The following is an 18734-nucleotide window of genomic DNA, read 5'->3' on the forward strand; positions in this document are numbered from 1 at the left end:
GCGGTCCGTCAGGCCTGGTACGGGTTCTTGGCACGGGCCTCGCGCAGCGCGGTGCCCCACCACACGAGCTGGTCCAGCAGCACCTTGGCGGCGCCGGACGGACCGGTCTCGTCCTTCGGCTTGCCGTCCTCACCGAACTGCTCCCACGCCATGTGGAAGCTGACGGCGTCGCGCACGGTGACCGCGTGCAGCTCGGCGAAGACCGGCCGCAGCTGCTCCACCGACCGCAGGCCGCCCGCCAGGCCGCCGTAGGAGACGAAGCCGACCGGCTTGGCACGCCACTGCGTGTAGTGCCAGTCGATGAGGTGCTTCAGGGAGGCCGGGAAGCTGTGGTTGTACTCCGGTGTCACGACCACGTAGGCATCGGCCTGTTCCAGGCGCGGCGAGATCTTCGCGAGGATCTCGGCGGTCTCCTCCGAGGGGCTCTGCGAAAGGGCGGCGGGCAGCTCGTGGTCCGCGAGGTCGATCGGGTCGACCGTCAGGTCCGCGCGCTGCGCGGCCAGTTCGGTGAACCAGGAACCGACCACCGGACCGAACCGGCCCTCGCGGACGCTGCTGGTGATCACTGCAAGCCGGAGAGGCTCGTTCGACATGTTCTGTCCTTTCATGAACAAGGTGGAAACGGGTGTGGGGGGAGGTGTGGGGAAGCGGGAGGAGCGGGGGGGGTCAGACGGTGGTGCCGGCCGTGGCCGGCCGCGGGCCGATGCCGCGCAGCGCGAGGACGAGTCCGGCCAGCCCGACGGCCGTCACGAACCACAGGGCCGGCCCGGATCCGGCCGGCAGCAGTGCGGCCGTCACCGCCGTCACCAGCACGGCGCCCAGCTGCACGCCGGTCTGGTACAGCCCGCCCGCCGCCGCCTGCCGTTCGGCCGGCACCGAGCCGGTGGCCTGCAGGTGGAAGGAGGCGAAGGCGAGCACGAACGCGGCCCCGACGAGCAGCATGGTGGGGAGCACATCGGGCGCGTACCCGACGTCCGCGCCGCCGTCGCGCGGGTACAGCAGGTATCCGAGCGGCGCGGCCGCCGCCCCGGCCGCGATCAGCCGGGCCGGCCCGAAGCGGGCCGCGATCCGGCCCGAGTACAGGGCGGTCAGCGCGAGGGGGAGGCTGGCCGGCAGGAAGGCGAGCCCGGTATCCATGGGGCTCCAGCCGGCCCGCTGCTGCAGGTGCACCGTGCTCACCAGCAGCAGCCCGAGGTACGAGCCGTTGAGCGCGCCCGCGCCGAGCGCGGAGCGCACCAGCGGCTCCCGGGCCGCCAGGTCCAGCGGGACCAGGGGATGCCGTGCGGTCCGCTCGGCCCGGACGAGCACCGCCGCGCACACGGCGGCCAGGGCGAACGCGCCCACGGTGTACGGGTCGCGCCACCCGGCGCCCGGCACCGAGGTGATCCCCTGCACCAGCGCCAGGACGGCCCCGGTCAGGGTGAGCGCGCTCACCGCGCCGTACCCGCGGGCCCGGGCGGAGGGGTCCGCGCCGGGCCGGTCGCGGGGGATCAGCCGCAGTCCGGCGGCGAACAGCAGCAGCGCGACCGGCGCCGGGAAGGCGAAGGCCCAGCGCCAGCTGACCTCGGTGAGCGCCCCGGACAGCAGCAGCCCGGCGGAGAAGCCGCCCGCGCCGAAGAGCGAGTACACCGCCACCGCCCGGTTGCGGGCGGGGCCCTCGGGGAAGGACGAGGCGATGATGGCCAGCCCGGTCGGCGCGGTCAGCGCGGCGCAGGCCCCCTTCAGGAACCGGCTCGCCACGAGCAGGGGGAGGTTCTCCGCCCACGCCCCCGCGAGCGACGCGGCGGCGAACACGGCGAGCGCGGCGAGGTAGACGGGGCGGCGGCCCAGCAGGGCGACCAGTCGGCCGCCGAAGAGCAGCAGTCCGCCGAACCCCGCCGCGAAACCGGTGACCACCCAGCTCAGCCGCGGCACGTCCAGGTGCAGGTCGGCGCCGATGGACGGCAGGGCCACGAGCGCGACGGAGACTTCGAGGGCGTCGATGAGCATGTTGCCCGCGAGGACGAACAGCAGGCCCCACAGCGCGGCGCCGATCCGGCCCCCGGCCGGCCGGGACGCGCCGGACGCGCCGGAGCCGCGGGGCGCCTTGGTCGTGGAAGGTGACATGTCCTGTTCCGCCTGGAGGGGGTGGGAGGAGGGCGGGGCGGCTCAGCCGAGCAGGGTGCCGCCGCTGGCGTCGACGAAGGAACCGGTGATCCAGCGGGCCTCGTCGGTGGCCAGGAAGGCGACCACGTCGGCGACGTCCCCGGGCTCGCCGACCCGGTTGAAGGCGGACAGCCCGGCCATGGCCTCGACGGCCTCGGGCACGTCGAAGAGCGGGTTGCCGTTGCGGGTGATGCCCGGGGCCACGCTGTTGATGGTGATCCCGCGCGGGCCCAGCAGCTTCGCCCAGTGCAGGGCGAGCTGTTCGACGGCTCCCTTGGTCATCGCGTACGCGATCTCGTCGGGGTTGGCGAAGCGGGTCAGGCCGGAGGAGATGTTGATGATGCGGCCGCCGTCGGGCATGTTCTTCAGCGCCCGCTGGACGAGGAAGAACGGCGCCTTCGCGTTGACCGCGAAGAGCCGGTCGAAGACCTCGGCGGTGGTGTCCTCCGCCTTGACCCCGCCCATCACACCGGCGTTGTTGACCAGAACGTGCAGGTCGGTGCCGCCGGTGCGCTCCCGCAGGCCCTCCTCCAGGGCCAGGAAGAGCTCGTGGACGTCCCCGGGCACGCCCAGCTCGGCCCGTACGGCGAAGGCCCGGCCGCCGTCCTTCTCGATGGTGGCGACGACCTCTTCGGCCGCCTCCTTGCCCGACGAGTAGTGGACGGCGACCAGCGCGCCCTCCTGCGCCAGGCGCTCGGCGGTCGCCCGGCCGATACCCCGGCTCGAACCCGTGACCAGTGCCGTCCTACCGGTGAGCCTGCCCATGGTGTGTTCACTCCGTTTCTTGGACTTGGTCGGGTTGTTGGGGTTGCCGGACTTGTTGGGCCTTGCGGCCGCCGGGGCACCGAACCAGCGGTGCAGGGCGGGGGTGAGCTCCGCTTCGCCGGCCGAGCCGGTCCACGCGACGTACCCGTCCGGACGCACCAGCACGGCGTCCGCGCCACGGAAGGGGTCGTCCCCCGGCAGCGGATCGGCGGTCACGGTCTCCACGAGGCCCGCCCAGGGCTCGGCCAGGGCGCGGGACCGGTCCCGGTGGACCGGGTCCCCCGACAGGTCGAGCAGCAGGCCGCGACCGGAGCGCAGCAGCGAGGCCGTCGTGGACCGGGCCCCGTCCACGACGAGTCCGGCGTGCGGCACGCGTGCGCCGAGGAGCGGGTGCCCGCCCGGGCCCACGTCGTAGCGGACGTCCAGGCCGGAGATCATCCCGGCCAGATGGGAGCGGACGTCCTCCTGTCGCACGAGCTCGCCGACGACCTCCCGGACGGCCTCGACCTCCGGGCCGCCGAGCAGCAGCACGGCCTGGGCCGCGATGTTGCCGAGGACCCGGCGGCCGGCCTCGTGCCGTTCCGTGTGGTAGCTGTCCAGCAGGCCGTCGGGGCCGCGCTCGGCGACCTGGGCGGCCAGTTTCCAGCCGAGGTTGACGGCGTCCTGCAGGCCGAGGTTGAGGGCCTGCCCCCCGATCGGCATCTGCGCGTGGGCGGCGTCACCGGCCAGGAAGAGCCGGAAGTCGCGGTACCGGGACGCCTGGCGGGACACGTCGCCGAAGGCGTTGACCCAGAGCGGGGTGCCGCCGCTGATGTCCTCCCCGGTGACGCGCCGCCAGGCGTCCGCGATCTCCCCGAAGTCCGGCTCCCCGGTGCGGGAGCGCAGGGTGCGCCCGAACTCGTGCACCATCACGCGCGTCACTCCGTCGGAACGGCGTGCGGCGATGGCCAGTCCGCGCTCCAGCCGCTGGAAGCGCCGGTCGGGGATCTCGATGCCGGCCACGTCCGCGCGGATCAGCTCGCGGGACGCGTCGGAGCCGGGGAAGTCGAATCCGCCGAGGCGGCGGACCGTGCTGTTCTCCCCGTCACAGCCGACGACGCACTTGGCCCGGATCCGTACCGGACCGTCCGGGCCGACGGCCTCGGCCTCGGCGTGGTCCTCGGTCACGGTCAGCCCGCGCAGCTCGTGGCCCCGCAGGACGACCGCGCCCAGGCCGGTCGCCCAGTCCCCGAGCAGTTCCTCGGTGCGGACCTGCGGGACCTTCCACTGGCCCGGGTACGGGCCGGGGAGGGTGAGGTCGAGCGGGACGCCGCCGAAATGGCCGCGGACCTCGCCCGGCACCGGGCCGAGCGCGTCGAGCAGGCCACGGCTGTCGAAGATCTCCATGGTGCGGGCGTGCAGGGTCGATGCCCGCGACTCGGTGGTGGGGGCGGAGAGCCGTTCCAGGACGACCACCTCGGCCCCGCCCAGCCGCAGCTCGCCCGCGAGCATCAGCCCGACGGGGCCGGCGCCGACCACGACCACCTGGGTTTCCGTGTAGTCGCCGGCCATGGTCAGCGCTGCTGCTCGGCGTGGTTCTTGGCGTGGCCGAGCGTCGCCCTGCTGTTGGTGCTCAGGGCCGTCCGCACGTACTCGCGGGCCTCGGCGATGCCCGCGTCGGGGCCGAGGACACGGGTGATGTTCGCGGTGTTCAGCACGACGGTGTGCTGCGAGGAGGCGGCGACGCCGTCCTCGTTCTCCTCGAACGTCCAGTAGCCGGTGTGCAGGGTCATCAGCGCCGGCAGCGTGACCTGCTTGTAGGCGATCTTCGCGTGCGGGAAGCACACCCGGTAGGACTTGGTGGTGTGCGTGGAGCCGTCCTTGGCGCGGGTGTCCATCTCCAGGACCTGCAGCCCCGGGGAGACCTCGTCGAGACGGACGGTGGCCACGTGCGGCAGCCGCTCCTGCCACCGGTCGGCCTCGTTGATGAAGTCGTACAGGTCCTTGGCGAAGCCGTCGACCTGGACGGTGTCCTCGAAGGAGAACGTCACCTCGGCGGTGGCGTGCGCCAGCTCCACATTGGTCTTCAGCGCGGCCAGCTCCGAGCGGGAGTTGCGGTCGACGGCCTCGTCGATCCACTTCAGGCCCTCAGGGTCGTCGTCGATCGCCCGGTAGTCGTGCAGCAGCCGCACCCGGGAGGAGTCGCCGGAGAGCGGCTCGATGATCCAGGTGCCGCCCATGGACGCCACGGGCGGCGCCGACACCTCCTGGCGGAAGGTGATGCGCAGTGCCGCGGGGTCCAGGGTGCGCCGCGAGGTCCAGTTCTTGACCTCGCCGTTGGCGGTCGCCCAGATGCGTATCCGCTCCTCGTTCTCCCCGCGCTCGACGTGGTCGACGTAGATGGTGGGCGGGAAGATCCGGGGCCAGTTCTCCACCTCGGCGATCAGGCGGTACACCTCGGCGGCGGGGGCTTGCACGGTGATCTCGTGCTCGACCTCTTTGGTCATGGGTACTGTCGTCCTTGTCCGTCTTGTTCGTCTTGTCCGTCGGAGCCGGTCAGAAGTTGCCGAGGCCGCCGCAGACGTTCAGCGCCTGCGAGGTGATGGAGGCCGCCGTGTCGGAGGCGAGGTAGCCGACCAGACCCGCGACCTCCTCCGGCGTGGAGTAGCGGCCGAGCGGGATCTTCGACTGGAACTTCTCGAGGATCGCCTCCTCGGTGGAGTCGTACGCGGCCGCGTAACCCTGGCGGACCCGCTGGGCCATGGGGGTCTCGACGTAGCCGGGGCAGACCGCGTTGACGGTGATGCCGGTGGGCGCCAGCTCGTTGCCGAGCGCCTTGGTGAAACCGACCACGCCGTGCTTCGACGCCGAGTACGGGGCGCCGAGGACGACGCCCTGCTTGCCGGCGGTGGAGGCGATGTTGATGATCCGGCCGCGGTCCTTGTGGCGCATCCCGCCGGTGGTGAGCACCTCGCGGGTCATCCGGAACACGCTGTTCAGGTTGGTGTCGATGACGTCGAGCCACAGTTCGTCGGTGATGTCGGCGGTGACGCCGCCGCCGCTGCGGCCCGCGTTGTTCACCAGGACGTCCACGGTGCCGAAACGGTCGACGGCGGCCTGCACGAAGGTCCGCACGCTGTCGGGGCAACGGACTTCGAGGGTCGTGCCGTCCACGTCCAGGCCCTCGTCCTGGAGCTGCTTGACGGTGGCGGCGACGTTGTCGGCGCTGCGCGCGCCGATGAAGACCCGGTGCCCCTGCGTGGCCAGGAGGCGGGCGGAAGCCAGGCCGATTCCGCTGGTGGCGCCGGTGACGAGCGCGACCCGCTGGTCCTGCTGCGACATGGTGACTTTGCTCCAATGGTTGGTGGACCGGTGCGGCCGCCGCGCCGGGGAACGGGCGCGGCGGCCGCCCAAAGGGGGGTGGGGGGAGGGGAAGGGGAGGGAAGGAACGTCAGGCCGCGACGGACTCCTCGAGGTGGCCGTTGACGGCGGCGATCAGGCCCCGGGGGGTCGGGGCGTCCCCGAACACGTCGTCGTCGAGCGTGATGCCGTACTCGCGCTCGATACGGCCGGCCGTCTCCAGCAGGGCCAGCGACTCGTAACCCAGCTCCTCGAACTCCGTGTCGAGGATGTCGCCGTCGAGATCGACGCCTTCCCCGGCGCCGGCACCCTCGATGAGGATGCGGCGGAGGTCGGCGAGGGTGAATTCCTTGTCGGACATCTGTGTTCCTTCACATGGGTTGGCGGAATGGGCCGTTCTCCCGGTGATCACGGAGATCACCGGGCCAACGGGGCTCGTGGGGGATGGCGGGGAGGCGGCACGGCCTCAGGAAGACGTCGACCAGTCGTAGAAGCGGGTGGCCATCGCGTCCTTCGGGGAACGCCAGGTCGCCGGGTCGTACGCCTCGATGTACGGCTTCAGGTCCTCGCTGATGCCGACGAACAGCGGGTCCGTCTTGGCCTCCTCGATGACCTCGCCGCCGTTGTCGCCGTCGAAGTCCTGGAGGTGGAAGTACAGGCCCCGGTAGGAGAACAGCTGCCGGCGCCGGGTGCCCATACGGTGGGGCATGTCGGTGGCGTCGAAGGCCCCGAAGAGCTTCGCCACGTCGACGCTCGCCGCGGGGTCCATCCGGGCCACGATCAGAGTGCTGTGCATGTGACTTCCTTCTTCATCGGGTGTGGTCCGGACCTCGGTGCGGTCCGGATGCGGTACGACCGGATGCGGTGCTCGCCGCGCGGGCCGGCCGTACGGGCTACAGGCCGCGCCCCGCGGAAGGGCTGCCGAACCAGCGCTCCAGGGCCATGGGCAGGTCGTGGTGGCTGCCGGGGGCGGCCCAGGCGACGTATCCGTCCGGACGGACCAGCACGGCGGCCGTGCCGTGGAGCGGATGGTCCTCGGTGAGGCCGTGCGGCTCCGCGGTGACGATGTCGACCCGCCGCGACCAGGGCGCGGCCCGCTCGCGCAGCCGGGCGTTGTCCGCCAGGTCGAGCAGCACACCGCGCCCGGAGTGGAGCAGGCCGGTGCTGCTGGTCTTGCGGGTCTCCCCGACCAGTTCGAGCTCCGGCATGCGCTTGCCGAGCAGCGGGTGGGAGCCGTTGCCGACGTCGTAGGTGATCTCCAGGCCGCTGACCATGCCGGCCAGGTGGCGGCTGACGTCCCGGTAGGCGATCAGCTCGGTCAGCACGTCGCGCAGGGGCTGCACCTCGGGGCCGCTGAGGAAGAGCAGTCCCTGCGCCTGCGTGTTCATCAGCAGCCGCTTGCCGACCGGGTGGCGCTCGCCGTGGTAGGTGTCCAGCAGGCCTTCCGGTGCCCAGCCGTTGACCACCGCGGCCAGCTTCCAGCCGAGGTTGACCGCGTCCTGGATGCTGGTGTTCATCCCCTGCCCGCCGGCCGGCAGGTGGATGTGCGCGGAGTCGCCGGCGAGGATGACCCGCCCCCGGCGGTATTCGGTGACCTGGCGCGTCGCGTCGCCGAAGGAACTGACCCAGACCGGCTCGCCGTGCGAGATGTCGTTGCCGGTCAGGCGCTTCCAGGCGGCCGCGACCTCGTCGTAGGTGGGGGGCGAGGCGCGCCGCCGGGGCGGGGTGCCGCGTTCGCAGACGATCAGGCGGGTGATGCCGCCGGGCAGCGGGCCGACCATGACCATACCGCCGGGCAGCGTCTCGCCGATCATGCGGGGCTCCAGGTCGAGCCCCTTGACGTCGGCGAGGTACATCTCCAGCGTCGCGGCCGTTCCCGGGAAGTCGAAGCCGGCCGCCTTCCGGACGGTGCTGCGACCGCCGTCGCAGCCCACCAGGTAGGCGGCGCGCAGCGTCTGCACTCCCCCGGGGCCGCGGACCTCGACCTCCACTCCGTCGCCGTCGTCCTTGAAGGTCACCAGTTCGTGGCTGCGCCTGAGGTCCGCTCCCAGGTCGGTCACCCATTGCTCGAGGGTCGCCTCGGTGACGGACTGCGGAATGGTCTTGGCCGCCTGCCAGGCGCCTTCGAGGACCCCGAAGTCGACGGGCAGACCTCCGAAGTGGCCCTGGTTGCTGGTCTCGATGTCGCCGAACCGGGGCAGCAGGCCGCGCTGGTCGAAGACCTCCATGGTGCGTGCGGTGAAGCCCAGTCCACGGGACTCCCCCGTGCGCTCGGGGAGCCGCTCCAGGACGATGACGTCCACTCCCGCGAGCCGGAGTTCCCCGGCGAGCATCAGCCCGGCCGGTCCGGCGCCTGCGATGATCACCGCAGCGTCCATGTGCCTCTCCTTGGTTGTGATCGGGAAGTCGCCGAAGATCGGGATGGCCCGGCCGTCGCTCCGGCGACGGGTCACGACTGGCCTCGGCGCGGGCCGGCGGGTGCCTGAGGGGAAGGTCGGAGGGCCGCGCCGGGGGACCGCAGGGAAGCGCGGACGGTGGCGCCGCGGTGGCGGAGGCCTCGGCCTCCGCGTTCGGGCCGAGGGCGGTGTCCTGCGTCGGAGGGGCCGGGGTGCGCCCGGGGCGGCCCGGCCGGGACTTCCTCGCGGCACAGCGCTGGGGCTCGACGCCGTCGGCGGCCACAGGACCCGCGGGGACACTGCTCCGGATCTTGGTATCCAGGTTCTTCGGCCCCGCCCGGCCGATCAATGGCGCTCCGTACAGGAGTTGGTCAGGTTCCACAGGCGCCGGTCAGGCGCGTCAGGAGCAGGGCAAGCCCATGTCAGGGGACGGACAAGCCACGGGCCGGGGCCCGTTTACCGGTGGTGGTTCACGGCCCGCAGACGGTCGGCGGGGCCCTCCGGTCGCCGCCGCACGGAGGACGACTTGACCTCAAGTGAGATTCAGGTTGTTCGATCTACTCGTCCAGCCGGTCCACACCAGAACTCCGGGAGAGACTCATGTCCACCGACACCCTCCGCCTCGCCGTAATCGTCGGAAGCGTCCGCGAGGGCCGCTTCGGCCCGGTCGTCGCCCGGTGGTTCACCGACCGGGTCGCCGAGCACGGCGGGTTCCACGTCGACCTCGTGGACCTGGCCGAGGAGGACGTGCCGTTGGCCTTCCCGGCCTTCGGCGCCCAGGCACCCGCCTCGGTCACCGCCGTCAGCGGGCGGCTCGCGGACGCGGACGCCTTCGTCGTGGTCACCCCCGAGTACAACCACAGCTATCCGGCCCCGCTCAAGAACGTGATCGACTGGCACCGCGAGGAGTTCCAGGCCAAGCCGGTCGCCTTCGTCTCGTACGGCGGCCTGTCCGGCGGGCTGCGTGCGGTGGAGCACCTGCGCCCGGTCTTCGCCGAGCTGCACGCGGTCACCATCCGCGACACGGTCAGCTTCCACAACGCCTTCGGCGAGTTCGGGGACGAGGGCGTGCACGCGGACGGCGGCCCGGCCGCAACCGCGGCCAAGACCCTCCTGCAGCAGCTGGAGTGGTGGGCGCTGAGCCTGAACGAGGCACGCGACAAGCGCCCGTACAAGGCCTGAGCAGGATTTCGCGCGCGCCGCCGGCAGCCCGCCCCGGTGAATCAGCACAACGATGAGCGCCACTGCCCGGTCGGGGCAGTGGCGCTCATCGTGGGACACTTTGGCCTGTTTGAAACCGTCTCTGCGGTTTAAGATGATCCTCGGTCGCGCTACGAAGCCAGTGGTTCCGCTTCCGCTTCTGCCTTCGCCGCCTTCGTGGCCTTCGCCTCCTCGACCTCGGCGGCCACCCGGGCGCCGCGGTCGGCGGCCATGTCCAGGCGGGCGAGGACGGCGGGCGTGGCGATGCTCGGGTAGATGTGCTGGTAGACGCCGGCGACCCGGTACTCCAGGTCCGCGCGGTCGCTCAGGGTCTGCGAGTACACCTGGGCACCGGTCCAGCAGGCCGAGAGCACCCAGGCCGTCTCGGCCGGGTCCACGTGCGGCAGCAGCTCGCCCTGGGCCTTGGCCTCGACCAGCAGCCGGGTGGCGATGTCGATCCAGCCGGGGATCGAACCGCCGCCGAAGATCTCCCTTATCTCCGGCCCCAGGGAGAGCCGGGCACCGGCGCTGAGCAGCGGCTCCCGCTTCATGCGGTGGGCCAGCACCAGGCCGGCGTCGACGAGTTCCTGCAGCTTGCTGTCCCGGGGCGGCACGCCGCCCTCGGCGAACTGCTCGTCCAGGACGCCCTGCGCGAGCATCTGCTTGGACGAGAAGTGGAAGTACAGCGCACCCTTGGTGACTCCGGCGCGGGTGAGGATCTCGGCGATGGTCGCCGCCTCGTACCCGCGCTCGTCGAAGACCTCCGCGGCCGCTTCGAGGATGGCGCGACGTGTGCGCTCCGCGCGTTCTTGCTTGGCCACGGTGCCTCCGCTTCGTGGTGGGATCCGGTATGGAGACCCCTACCGGATCACCGACCGTCTGCAAAAATCAACCAGGAGGTCCGTATTTTATCAGCAGCTGGCTTGGTTTCAGCCCTGCTTCTCAGGTCCGAGGAAGACCGGCAACTCCTGGTGGCCGTTGGAGATGAAGGACTCGATGCGCTTCAGCCGGCCCGGCGGGCAGGCGAGTTCGAGTTCCGGGAAACGGCCGAAGAGCGCCTCCAGGCCGATCCTGACCTCCATCCGGGCCAGCGGGGCACCCACGCAGTAGTGGGTCCCGAAACCGAAGGATATGTGGTCACCGCGGGTGGGGCGGGTGATGTCGAAGCGGTCGGCGTTCCCGCCGTGCACCGACGGGTCGCGGCCGGCGCCCGCGTAGGAGACGGCGATCGGGGACCCCTTGGGGATCACCGTGCCGTGGAGGTCGATCTCCTCCACGGCGTAGCGCAGGATCCCGGTGGCGGCGGGGGGTTCGTGGCGCAGGGTCTCCTCGATGACGTCCTCCCAGCCGGCGTCGCCCGCGCGGACCAGGGCGAGCTGCTCGGGGTGGGTCAGCATGGCGTGGATGCAGGAGGAGATGAGGTTGACCGAGGTCTCGTAGCCGGCGGTGAACAACAGGATCAGGTTGTCCACCAGCTCCTTCTCGGAGAGCCGGGCTCCGTTCTCGTCGTCGCGGGCCGCGATCAGCCCCGAGGTGATGTCGTCGCCGGGGTGCTCCCGCTTGCGGGCCACCAGTTGGGCCATGGTGGAGTGCAGCAGGGCCCCGTTCTCCTGGGCGTCCTCCAGGGAGATCTTGGTGTCGAAGAAGCTCTGGGTGATCCGGTGCAGCGGCTCCCAGAACTCCCCGGGGATGCCGAAGAGTTCGAAGGTGACGTGGGTGGGCAGCTGGTGGGCGAACTCGGCCCGCAGGTCCACGGGCCGGTCCGGCGGGAGGGCGGCGAGGCGGTCCAGCAGGGTTTCGGTGATCCGCTCGATGCGGGGGCGCATGGCGGCGACCCGGCGCATGGTGAACGTGGGGGCCACCAGCTTGCGCAGGCGGGTGTGCTCGGAGCCGTACGCGGTGATCATGTTCCGTACGGAGACCCAGATGGCCAGCGGCCAGGACCCCTCTATCTCCCCGTCGATCCACGCGGGCCAGTGCCGGTAGGCGTCCTTGGAGACCCGGTCGTCGGTCATCAGCCGCTTCAGGTCCGCCAGTCCGGCCACCGCCCAGGCGTCGACGCCGCCGGGCAGGGTCACCTGGGCCGCCGGCCCCGAGGCGCGTAAGTGAGCGGCCTCGGCGTGTACGTCGGCACCCGAGGGGTCGATGGCGTAGGGGCACTGATGGAGCATCGGCTGTCCTCAACTAGGGGCTGGGCTCCCTCCGGAACCGCAGCGAACCGGTCGTCCGGATTTTTTTCCGGCGCGCGCCGAGAGTATGTCAGCCGGGCGCCCGGAGCCCAGCGGGATCAGGGCCGAAATACCGTGCCCGGGACGGCGGATGACGGGTGGCCGGCAAGTTGTTCGACGCACCCGGGCGGGACTAATGTCGTGCGCATGACCGATTCCGCAGGACTGCTGACAGGTAAGTCGGCGCTGATCACGGGTGCCAGCACGGGGATCGGCGCAGCCGCGGCACGGGTGTTCTGCCGCGAGGGGGCCGCCGTCACCCTGGTGGCCCGGCGGGAACACGAACTGGCCGATCTGACCTCCGAGCTGTGCGCCGCGGGCCACCGCGCACAGTACGTGGTCGCGGACGTGACCCGACGCGAGGACGCGGACCGGGCGGTGGCCTCCGCGGTGGCGAAGTTCGGGCGGCTGGACGCCGCGTTCAACAACGCGGGGACGGCGGTGACCCCGGAGCCGATGCACCTGATGGACGACGAGCCCTTCGACACCGTCATGGACGTGAACGTGCGGGGCGTGTGGAACTTCATGCGGGCCGAGCTGGCCGCCATGCTGAGGACCGGCGGCGGGGCCATCGTGAACAACAGCAGTACGGCGGGGCTGGTGGCCACGGTCGCCAGCTCCCCCTACATCGCGTCCAAGCACGCGGTCATCGGTCTGACGAAGGCGGCCGCCCACGAGTACGGCCCCTCGGGGATCCGGGTGAACGCGGTCGCGACCGGCGCCACCCGGAGCGAGATGATGACCGGCTGGATGGCGGAGGACCACCCGGCGCGAGAGCAGGCGATGGCGCGGCGGACGGTGCTGTCACGGATGGCGGACACCCCGGAGATCGCCGAGGCCGCGGCCTGGCTGTGCAGCGACCGGGCCTCCTACGTGGCCGGCACGACCCTGGCGGTGGACGGCGGCTGGCTGGCCCACTGACGGGCCGGCAGGTGCTGCATGGTCCAGTCGCTCACCGGGCGGCGGCCTCGGCGTCGGCCAGGATGCGGGCGATCTCCGACGCGGCTGCACGCCTTTCCGCCCGGTCCTGCGAGGTGCCCACGACGCGCTCGCACGCACGGAGGCGGGCCGCCTTGGCCGGCCACCGGTGAACGGCGACCCATGACCACCAGTGCTCGGCGAACGCCCGGCCGGGAAGCGGGCTGTACTCGTCGCGGGCCGGGCCCATGGCCTCGGCCCAGTGCTCGTCGAAACGGACGAGCACGGCGGGGTCGAGGCGGGCCACCGCCACCCGGAGGGCGGCAGGCGTCTTCTCTGGCATGGGGACGAGCGGCCCGGTAGGGCTGTCGGGTGCGGTGCTCACGCCGCTCCTCTTCCCCGTCGGACCGGTGCCCAGCCGCGAGTGTCGGGACATGCCGCCCGGGGCCGTGCTACGGCACTCCGCCGCGCGTGCCGTGGAGACCGCCTGCGTGCGCGAGAGCGGTTGGGCGACGAGAGTCCGCCGTCGAGGTCCGGGGCCGGGCCGCGGCCCCGCGGGCGGCAGAAGGGCTGCCGGCCGCGGGGCGCGTGAGGTGCCGGTCGCGGGCGCGACCGGCTCAGTCGGCGGCGCGGACGACCATGGCCGAGTTGAAGCCGCCCCGGCCGCGGGCCAGGACCAGCGCGGTGCGCAGCCGCTCGGGCCTGCGTACCGCGGTGACCAGGTCGACCGGGCAGTCCGCCGCGGTCCGGGTGACCCCGGTGGTCGGCGGGATCACCCCGTCGCGGAGCGAGAGGAGTGCCGCCGCCAGGTCGAGCGAGGCACCTCCGGCGGCGAGCCGGCCCGTCATGGTCTTGGGGGCGGTGACGGGCACCCCGTGCTCCCCGAAGATCCCGGAGATCGCCTCGGCCTCGTCGCGGTCGGCCCCCCGCCGGCCGGCCGCGTCGGCGAAGACGACGTCCACATCGGCCGGGCCCAGCCCGGCGTCGCCCAGGGCCAGCTCGGCGGCGGCGCGTAGCCGGGGCGTACCGCCCGAGCCGGGGGCCGGGTCGAAGGTGGAGGCGTAACCGGCGACGGATCCGTAGGTCCGGACTCCGCGCTCCCGCGCGGACGCGGGGTCCTCCAGGACCAGCAGGGCTCCGCCCTCTCCGGCGACGTGCCCGGAGGCGTCGGCGGAGAAGGGGAGGAAGGCCCGGTCCGGGTCCGAGCTGCCGGTGAGCTCGCCGCCCGCCAGGTGGGCCGCCCAGCCCCAGGGGCACAGGGAGGAGTCCACGCCGCCGGTGACGAGGAGGCGGACGCCCTTGCGGAGCTGGCGGCGGGCCCGGGCGACCGCGTCGAGGCCGCCGGCCTGCTCGGTGACCAACACCCCGCTGGGGCCGCGGAGCCCGTTCTTGATGGAGATCTGGCCGGTGTTGACGGCGTAGAACCAGGCGAAGGACTGGTACGCGCTGACGTACTGGCCGCCCTTGCTCCAGAGGGCCTCCAACTCCTTCTGGCCGAACTCGAAGCCGCCCGCGGAGGCGGCGGTGATGACGCCGGCCGCGTAGTCGGGGAGCCGGTCGGCGTCCACGCCGGCGTCGGCGAGGGCTTCCTCGGCCGCGACCAGGGCCAGCCGCGTCATGTGGTCGGTCTGCGGCAGCAGTCGGCTGGGGATGTGCTCGGCCGGGTCGAAGCCCTGTATCTCGCCGGCCAGCCCGGCCGGGTACTGCCCGGCGTCGAATCGGGTGATCGGGCGGATGCCGCTCTGGCCGGCCAGGACGGCCTTCCACCAGCTTTCCGTGCCCAGGCCGTTGGGGGCGGTGACGCCGATTCCGGTGACGACCGGGGCGGCGGTGCGGGACTCGGCGGTGCGGACCGCGCTCTCGGGGGTCACGGCGGTCACCGCGGTCTCGGTGGTCACGGCAGTCACATCGGTCTCGGCGGTCACATCGGTCACGGCGGTCACGGCGGTCATGCGGAGTCTCCCAGGCGCGGGCGGGTGAGGATCATGGCGCTCTGGAAGCCGCCGAAGCCGCTGCCCACGCTGAGCACGGTGTCGGTGCGCTGCTCACGTGCGACGAGCGGGGTGTAGTCCAGATCGCAGGCGGGGTCGGGGTTGTGCAGGTTGGCCGTCGGGGGCACGGTGTTGTACTCGATGGCCAGGGCGCTGGCCGCGATCTCCAGGGAGCCGATGGCCCCGAGCGAGTGGCCGATCATCGACTTGATCGAGCTGACCGGCACCTCGTGGGCGTGCTGTCCGAGGCTGCGCTTGAAGGCGGCGGTCTCGTGGCGGTCGTTCTGCTTGGTGCCCGAGCCGTGCGCGTTGACGTAGTCGACCGCGGTCGGGTCGAGGCGGGCCTCGTCGAGGGCGACGGTGATCGCCTCGGCCATCTCCCGTCCGTCGGGGCGCAGGCCGGTCATGTGGTACGCGTTGCAGCGGCTGGCGAAGCCCGCGATCTCGGCGTAGACGTGCGCGCCGCGGCGGCGGGCGCTCTCCAGCTCCTCCAGCACCAGGACGGCGGAGCCCTCGCCGAGGACGAAGCCGTTGCGGGAGGCGTCGAAGGGCCGGGAGGCGGTGGCCGGGTCGTCGTTGCGGGGCGAGGTGGCCTTGATGGCGTCGAAGCAGGCCACGGTGATCGGGGAGATGGGGGCCTCGGTGGCGCCCGCGATCATCACGTCGGCACTGCCCTCGCGGATCAGTTCGACGGCGTGGCCCACGGAGTCCAGGCCGGAGGTGCAGCCGGTGGAGACCATCTGTACGGGGCCCTGGGCGCCGGTGCGCCAGGCCACCTCGGCGGCCATGGAGCTGGGCACGAAGTAGTCGAACAGGTGCGGGACGGCCAGGGTGTGGTCGACCTGCCAGGTGCTGCCGCCACGGCTGACCGCGTCGTACTCGGTGTCCAGGCCCATGGTGCAGCCGACGGCGCTGCCGAGGGTGACGCCGGTGCGGGTGGGGTCGAGTCCGGCGGTGTCGAGTCCGCTGTCGCGGAGGGCTTCGCCGGCGCTGACGACGGCGAACTGGGCGGCCCGGTCCAGGCGGGCGGCCTCCTCGGCGGTGAAGCCGTGGTCGAGGGGGTGGAAGTCGGCCTCGGCTGCGATCCTGGACCGGAACTGCGAGGCGTCGAAGAGGCTGATGGCGCGGGTCGCGGTGGTGCCGGAGGTGAGCAGGGACCAGAACTCCTTGGTGCCCACACCCCCGGGCGCGACGACGCCGATTCCGGTGATGACGACGCGTCGGCTCATTGGATGTCCTTCACGGTGAGTCCTTCGGCTGGTCATTGACGATCTTGGGAACAGGTGCTCGACACTCGGTCGAGGCGTGGCGGTGGAACACTGCCCGGGGGCCCGCGAGCCTCGCCGCAGGTCATCGGGCACCCCTGGGAACCGGCAACGCCGAAGGGGCGGCCCCGGAAGGCCGCCCCTTCGGCGTTGCCGGTCCTCGGGCGCCGGCTCGGGCGCCGGCTCAGGCGCCCGCTCGGGCGCCGACGAGCTGGCCGCGGGAGCGCGGGGCCGGCCACCGCTCGGCCGGCACCGGCTCCGAGTTGAGCAGCGTGATCTGCAGCTGCTTGAGTTCCGACGAGGGTTCCAGGCCGAGTTCCTCCTGGAGCAGCCACCTCAGCTTCTGGTAGGCCTGCAGGGCCTCGGCGCGCCGGCCGGCCGCGCCGAGCGAGGCGATGAGCTGGCTGTGGAACCACTCGTTGAGCGGGTAGTCGTTGATCAGGCGGCGCAGCTCGGGGATCGACTCGCGGCGCCGGCCGAGCTGGTCCTCCGCCTCGATCCGGATCTCGAAGGCGCGGATCCGCAGTTCTTCGAGGTGCACGATGTGCCCGTTGAGGACGTCACCGGCGGGGAAGCTGGACATGGCCGGGCCGCGCCACAGGTCCAGCGCCTGCCGTACGGTGCGCAGGGCGGACACGGCGTCACCGTCGCTGAGCTCGTTGCGGGACTGGGTGACCAGGCGCTCGAAAATCCGGATGTCCACTTCGGATTCGGCCACCTGGATCGCGTATCCGGGTGCGCTCGTGACGATCAGATTGCGTCCGGGCGCGGCCAATTCCTCCGTCGCGAACATTCGGCGCGCGTGATAGACGTAGGTCTGGAGCGTCGTCACGGCGCTGCGCGGGGGCTGGTCTCCCCACAGTTCCCGGATCAGCGATTCGGCGGTCACGATCTCGTTCGGCCTGGTCAGCAGCAGTGCCAGCGTCTGGCACACCTTCGGGGTGCCGGGCCGGTACACCCTGCCGTCGTCGGTGATGATCTCGAACGGCCCAATCAGGTTGAAACGCATGGGAATTCGCTCCTCGTCACGCATAGGCAAGGGCTTTTGGTTCTGCGATTCCGATGCGGTCGTGGAATGCACCGGACGGTTCGTCAGACCCCGCTTGGAATGAACTCGAGTCTCCAACGAACCGAATGGCGGTGCAACCGTCTCCGTGTCAGGGCGGTGTCAACCAGTGTCAGGAACGCGCGCGGCTCTGTCCGGATTCTTCCCGGGGCGTCAGAGCCGCTGCAGAATGATCCGTTCCGCCGCCTCGCCGACCGTGCTGCGCGGCGAGCGCGGCCAGCCCGGCGAGTACGCAGGCGGTACCGCCGGCGAGCAGTCCGGAGCGGGCCCCGTAGGCCTCGCTCAGCACGCCGGTCAGCAGGGCGCCCAGCGGAGTGGTGCCCTGGAAGACGAGGGTGTAGAGGGCCATCACCCGGCCCCGGTAGGCGGGGTCGGTGCCGAGCTGGATGTGGTGGTTGGCGGCCTGCGCGAACCAGATCGCTCCGAAGCCGGTCAGGAACAGCAGGACGACGGCCGCGCCGAAGCCGGGCGCCAGCCCGGCCAGCACCTCCAGTGTTCCGAAGCCGATGGCGGAGGCGAAGACCAGGAGGGCCGGCGGCCGCCCGCGGCGGGCCGTGCCGGCGAACGCGGCGACCAGGGATCCGGCGGCCAGTGAGGTGGTCAGCAGGCCGAAGGAGGCCGCGTCGGTGTGGAAGACGGTCTTGGCCAGCAGCGGCAGGGTGAGCGTGAAGTTCAGGCCCAGCATGCCCACCACGGCCACCAGCGCCATGGGCGGCAGCAGGTCCCGCCGGGCCAGCATGTAGCGGATGCCCTCGCCGACCCCGGCGCGCTCCCGGCCGGTCCCGCCGCGGTGCAGCTCCCCGGGACGGATCAGCAGCAGCCCGAGGACCGTCGCAAGGAAGCTGACCGCGTTGAGCAGCATCACCGGCCCGGTCCCCCACCAGCCGATCATCAGTCCGACCAGGGCCGGCCCGGCCACCCGGGCCGTGTTGAAGTACGCGGCGCTCAGCGCGGAGGCGTTGGGCAGCAGCTCCCCGCCGACCAGTTCGCTGACGAAGGACATCCGGGTCGGCACCTCGACGGAGTTGACCGTGCCGAGGGCGAGGGCGAACAGGTAGACGTGCCAGAGCTCGGCGGCCCCCGCCAGCACCAGCAGCGCCAACAGCAGGGCCAGTGCCCCGGCGGCCAGGTTGGCCGCGACCAGCAGCCGGCGTTTGTCGTGGCGGTCGGCGAGCCCGCCCGCGTACAGGGTGAGCAGGAGCAGCGGGGTGAACTGGCAGGCGGTGACCACGCCCAGGGCGGTGCCCGAGTCGCCGCTCATCGACAGCACCAGCCAGTCCTGGGCGACCACCATCATCCAGGTGCCCGCGACCGACACCAGCTGCCCGGCGGCGAACAGCCTGAAGTTGCGGACCGTCAGGGACTGGAAGGCGGTCGTCAGGACGCGCCGTACGGCCGGCTGCCGCTGCCTGCTCATCGTG

General features: G+C 72.1%; 17 protein-coding genes. 2 read left to right on the forward strand and 15 right to left on the reverse strand.

Annotated elements, in window-relative coordinates; translation table 11 throughout:
• Positions 1–8 precede the first annotated feature (8 nt).
• The 8 genes from AC067U_RS20205 to AC067U_RS20240 form a co-directional block, all read right to left on the reverse strand.
• Positions 9–593 (reverse strand): NADPH-dependent FMN reductase, encoded by a 585-nt coding sequence (locus tag AC067U_RS20205; RefSeq protein ID WP_478831107.1) that lies wholly within the window; start codon positions 591–593, stop codon positions 9–11.
• 73 nt (positions 594–666) lie between these two features.
• Positions 667–2106 carry an MFS transporter gene (locus AC067U_RS20210; protein WP_478831108.1) on the reverse strand — a complete coding sequence of 480 codons (1440 nt, stop codon included), beginning with the start codon at positions 2104–2106 and terminating at the stop codon, positions 667–669.
• Positions 2107–2148: 42 nt separating this feature from the next.
• Positions 2149–4461 carry an SDR family oxidoreductase gene (locus tag AC067U_RS20215; protein WP_478831109.1) on the reverse strand — a complete coding sequence of 771 codons (2313 nt, stop codon included), beginning with the start codon at positions 4459–4461 and terminating at the stop codon, positions 2149–2151.
• 2 nt (positions 4462–4463) lie between these two features.
• Entirely contained in the window at positions 4464–5396 is a 933-nt protein-coding gene (locus tag AC067U_RS20220; RefSeq protein WP_478831110.1) for an aromatase/cyclase, read from the reverse strand.
• Positions 5397–5445: 49 nt separating this feature from the next.
• Positions 5446–6231 (reverse strand): 3-oxoacyl-ACP reductase FabG, encoded by a 786-nt coding sequence (gene fabG, locus AC067U_RS20225; RefSeq protein WP_478831111.1) that lies wholly within the window; start codon positions 6229–6231, stop codon positions 5446–5448.
• 109 nt (positions 6232–6340) lie between these two features.
• A complete protein-coding gene (locus AC067U_RS20230) occupies positions 6341–6610 on the reverse strand; it encodes an acyl carrier protein (RefSeq protein ID WP_478831112.1) in 270 nt (89 codons plus the stop codon).
• Between the two features lie 105 nt (positions 6611–6715).
• Entirely contained in the window at positions 6716–7045 is a 330-nt protein-coding gene (locus tag AC067U_RS20235) for a TcmI family type II polyketide cyclase (protein ID WP_478831113.1), read from the reverse strand.
• Positions 7046–7142: 97 nt separating this feature from the next.
• Positions 7143–8627, reverse strand: a complete 1485-nt coding sequence (locus AC067U_RS20240) for an FAD-dependent monooxygenase (RefSeq protein WP_478831114.1) — start codon at positions 8625–8627, stop codon at positions 7143–7145.
• A gap of 618 nt (positions 8628–9245) precedes the next feature.
• Here AC067U_RS20240 and AC067U_RS20245 point away from each other — a divergent pair.
• Positions 9246–9827, forward strand: coding sequence for an NADPH-dependent FMN reductase (locus tag AC067U_RS20245; protein ID WP_478831115.1), 582 nt, complete (start codon positions 9246–9248; stop codon positions 9825–9827).
• Positions 9828–9976: 149 nt separating this feature from the next.
• Here the strand turns inward: AC067U_RS20245 and AC067U_RS20250 are convergent, their stop codons facing one another.
• Both AC067U_RS20250 and AC067U_RS20255 read right to left on the reverse strand, forming a co-directional pair.
• Positions 9977–10666, reverse strand: coding sequence for a ScbR family autoregulator-binding transcription factor (locus AC067U_RS20250; protein ID WP_478831116.1), 690 nt, complete (start codon positions 10664–10666; stop codon positions 9977–9979).
• A gap of 108 nt (positions 10667–10774) precedes the next feature.
• Complete coding sequence (locus tag AC067U_RS20255; RefSeq protein WP_478831117.1) at positions 10775–12016, reverse strand: cytochrome P450 family protein; 1242 nt, start codon at positions 12014–12016, stop codon at positions 10775–10777.
• A gap of 204 nt (positions 12017–12220) precedes the next feature.
• Here AC067U_RS20255 and AC067U_RS20260 point away from each other — a divergent pair, with 204 nt between their 5' ends.
• Complete coding sequence (locus AC067U_RS20260; protein WP_478831118.1) at positions 12221–12994, forward strand: SDR family NAD(P)-dependent oxidoreductase; 774 nt, start codon at positions 12221–12223, stop codon at positions 12992–12994.
• Positions 12995–13025: 31 nt separating this feature from the next.
• Here AC067U_RS20260 and AC067U_RS20265 read toward each other — a convergent pair whose 3' ends face one another.
• From AC067U_RS20265 to AC067U_RS20285, 5 genes are all read right to left on the reverse strand, one after another.
• Positions 13026–13376: a DUF6247 family protein gene (locus AC067U_RS20265; RefSeq protein ID WP_478831119.1), complete on the reverse strand. Its 351-nt coding sequence runs from the start codon at positions 13374–13376 to the stop codon at positions 13026–13028.
• 232 nt (positions 13377–13608) lie between these two features.
• Entirely contained in the window at positions 13609–14871 is a 1263-nt protein-coding gene (locus tag AC067U_RS20270) for a ketosynthase chain-length factor (RefSeq protein WP_478831320.1), read from the reverse strand.
• Positions 14872–14939: 68 nt separating this feature from the next.
• Entirely contained in the window at positions 14940–16211 is a 1272-nt protein-coding gene (locus tag AC067U_RS20275; RefSeq protein ID WP_478831120.1) for a beta-ketoacyl-[acyl-carrier-protein] synthase family protein, read from the reverse strand.
• Between the two features lie 220 nt (positions 16212–16431).
• A complete protein-coding gene (locus tag AC067U_RS20280) occupies positions 16432–17256 on the reverse strand; it encodes an AfsR/SARP family transcriptional regulator (protein WP_478831121.1) in 825 nt (274 codons plus the stop codon).
• 169 nt (positions 17257–17425) lie between these two features.
• The gene (locus AC067U_RS20285) at positions 17426–18730 is read right to left on the reverse strand and encodes an MFS transporter (RefSeq protein ID WP_478831122.1); all 1305 of its coding nucleotides are present in this window, start codon (positions 18728–18730) and stop codon (positions 17426–17428) included.
• Positions 18731–18734: the final 4 nt, after the last annotated feature.

It is taken from the genome of Streptomyces sp. NPDC043853 (genome assembly GCF_056436025.1).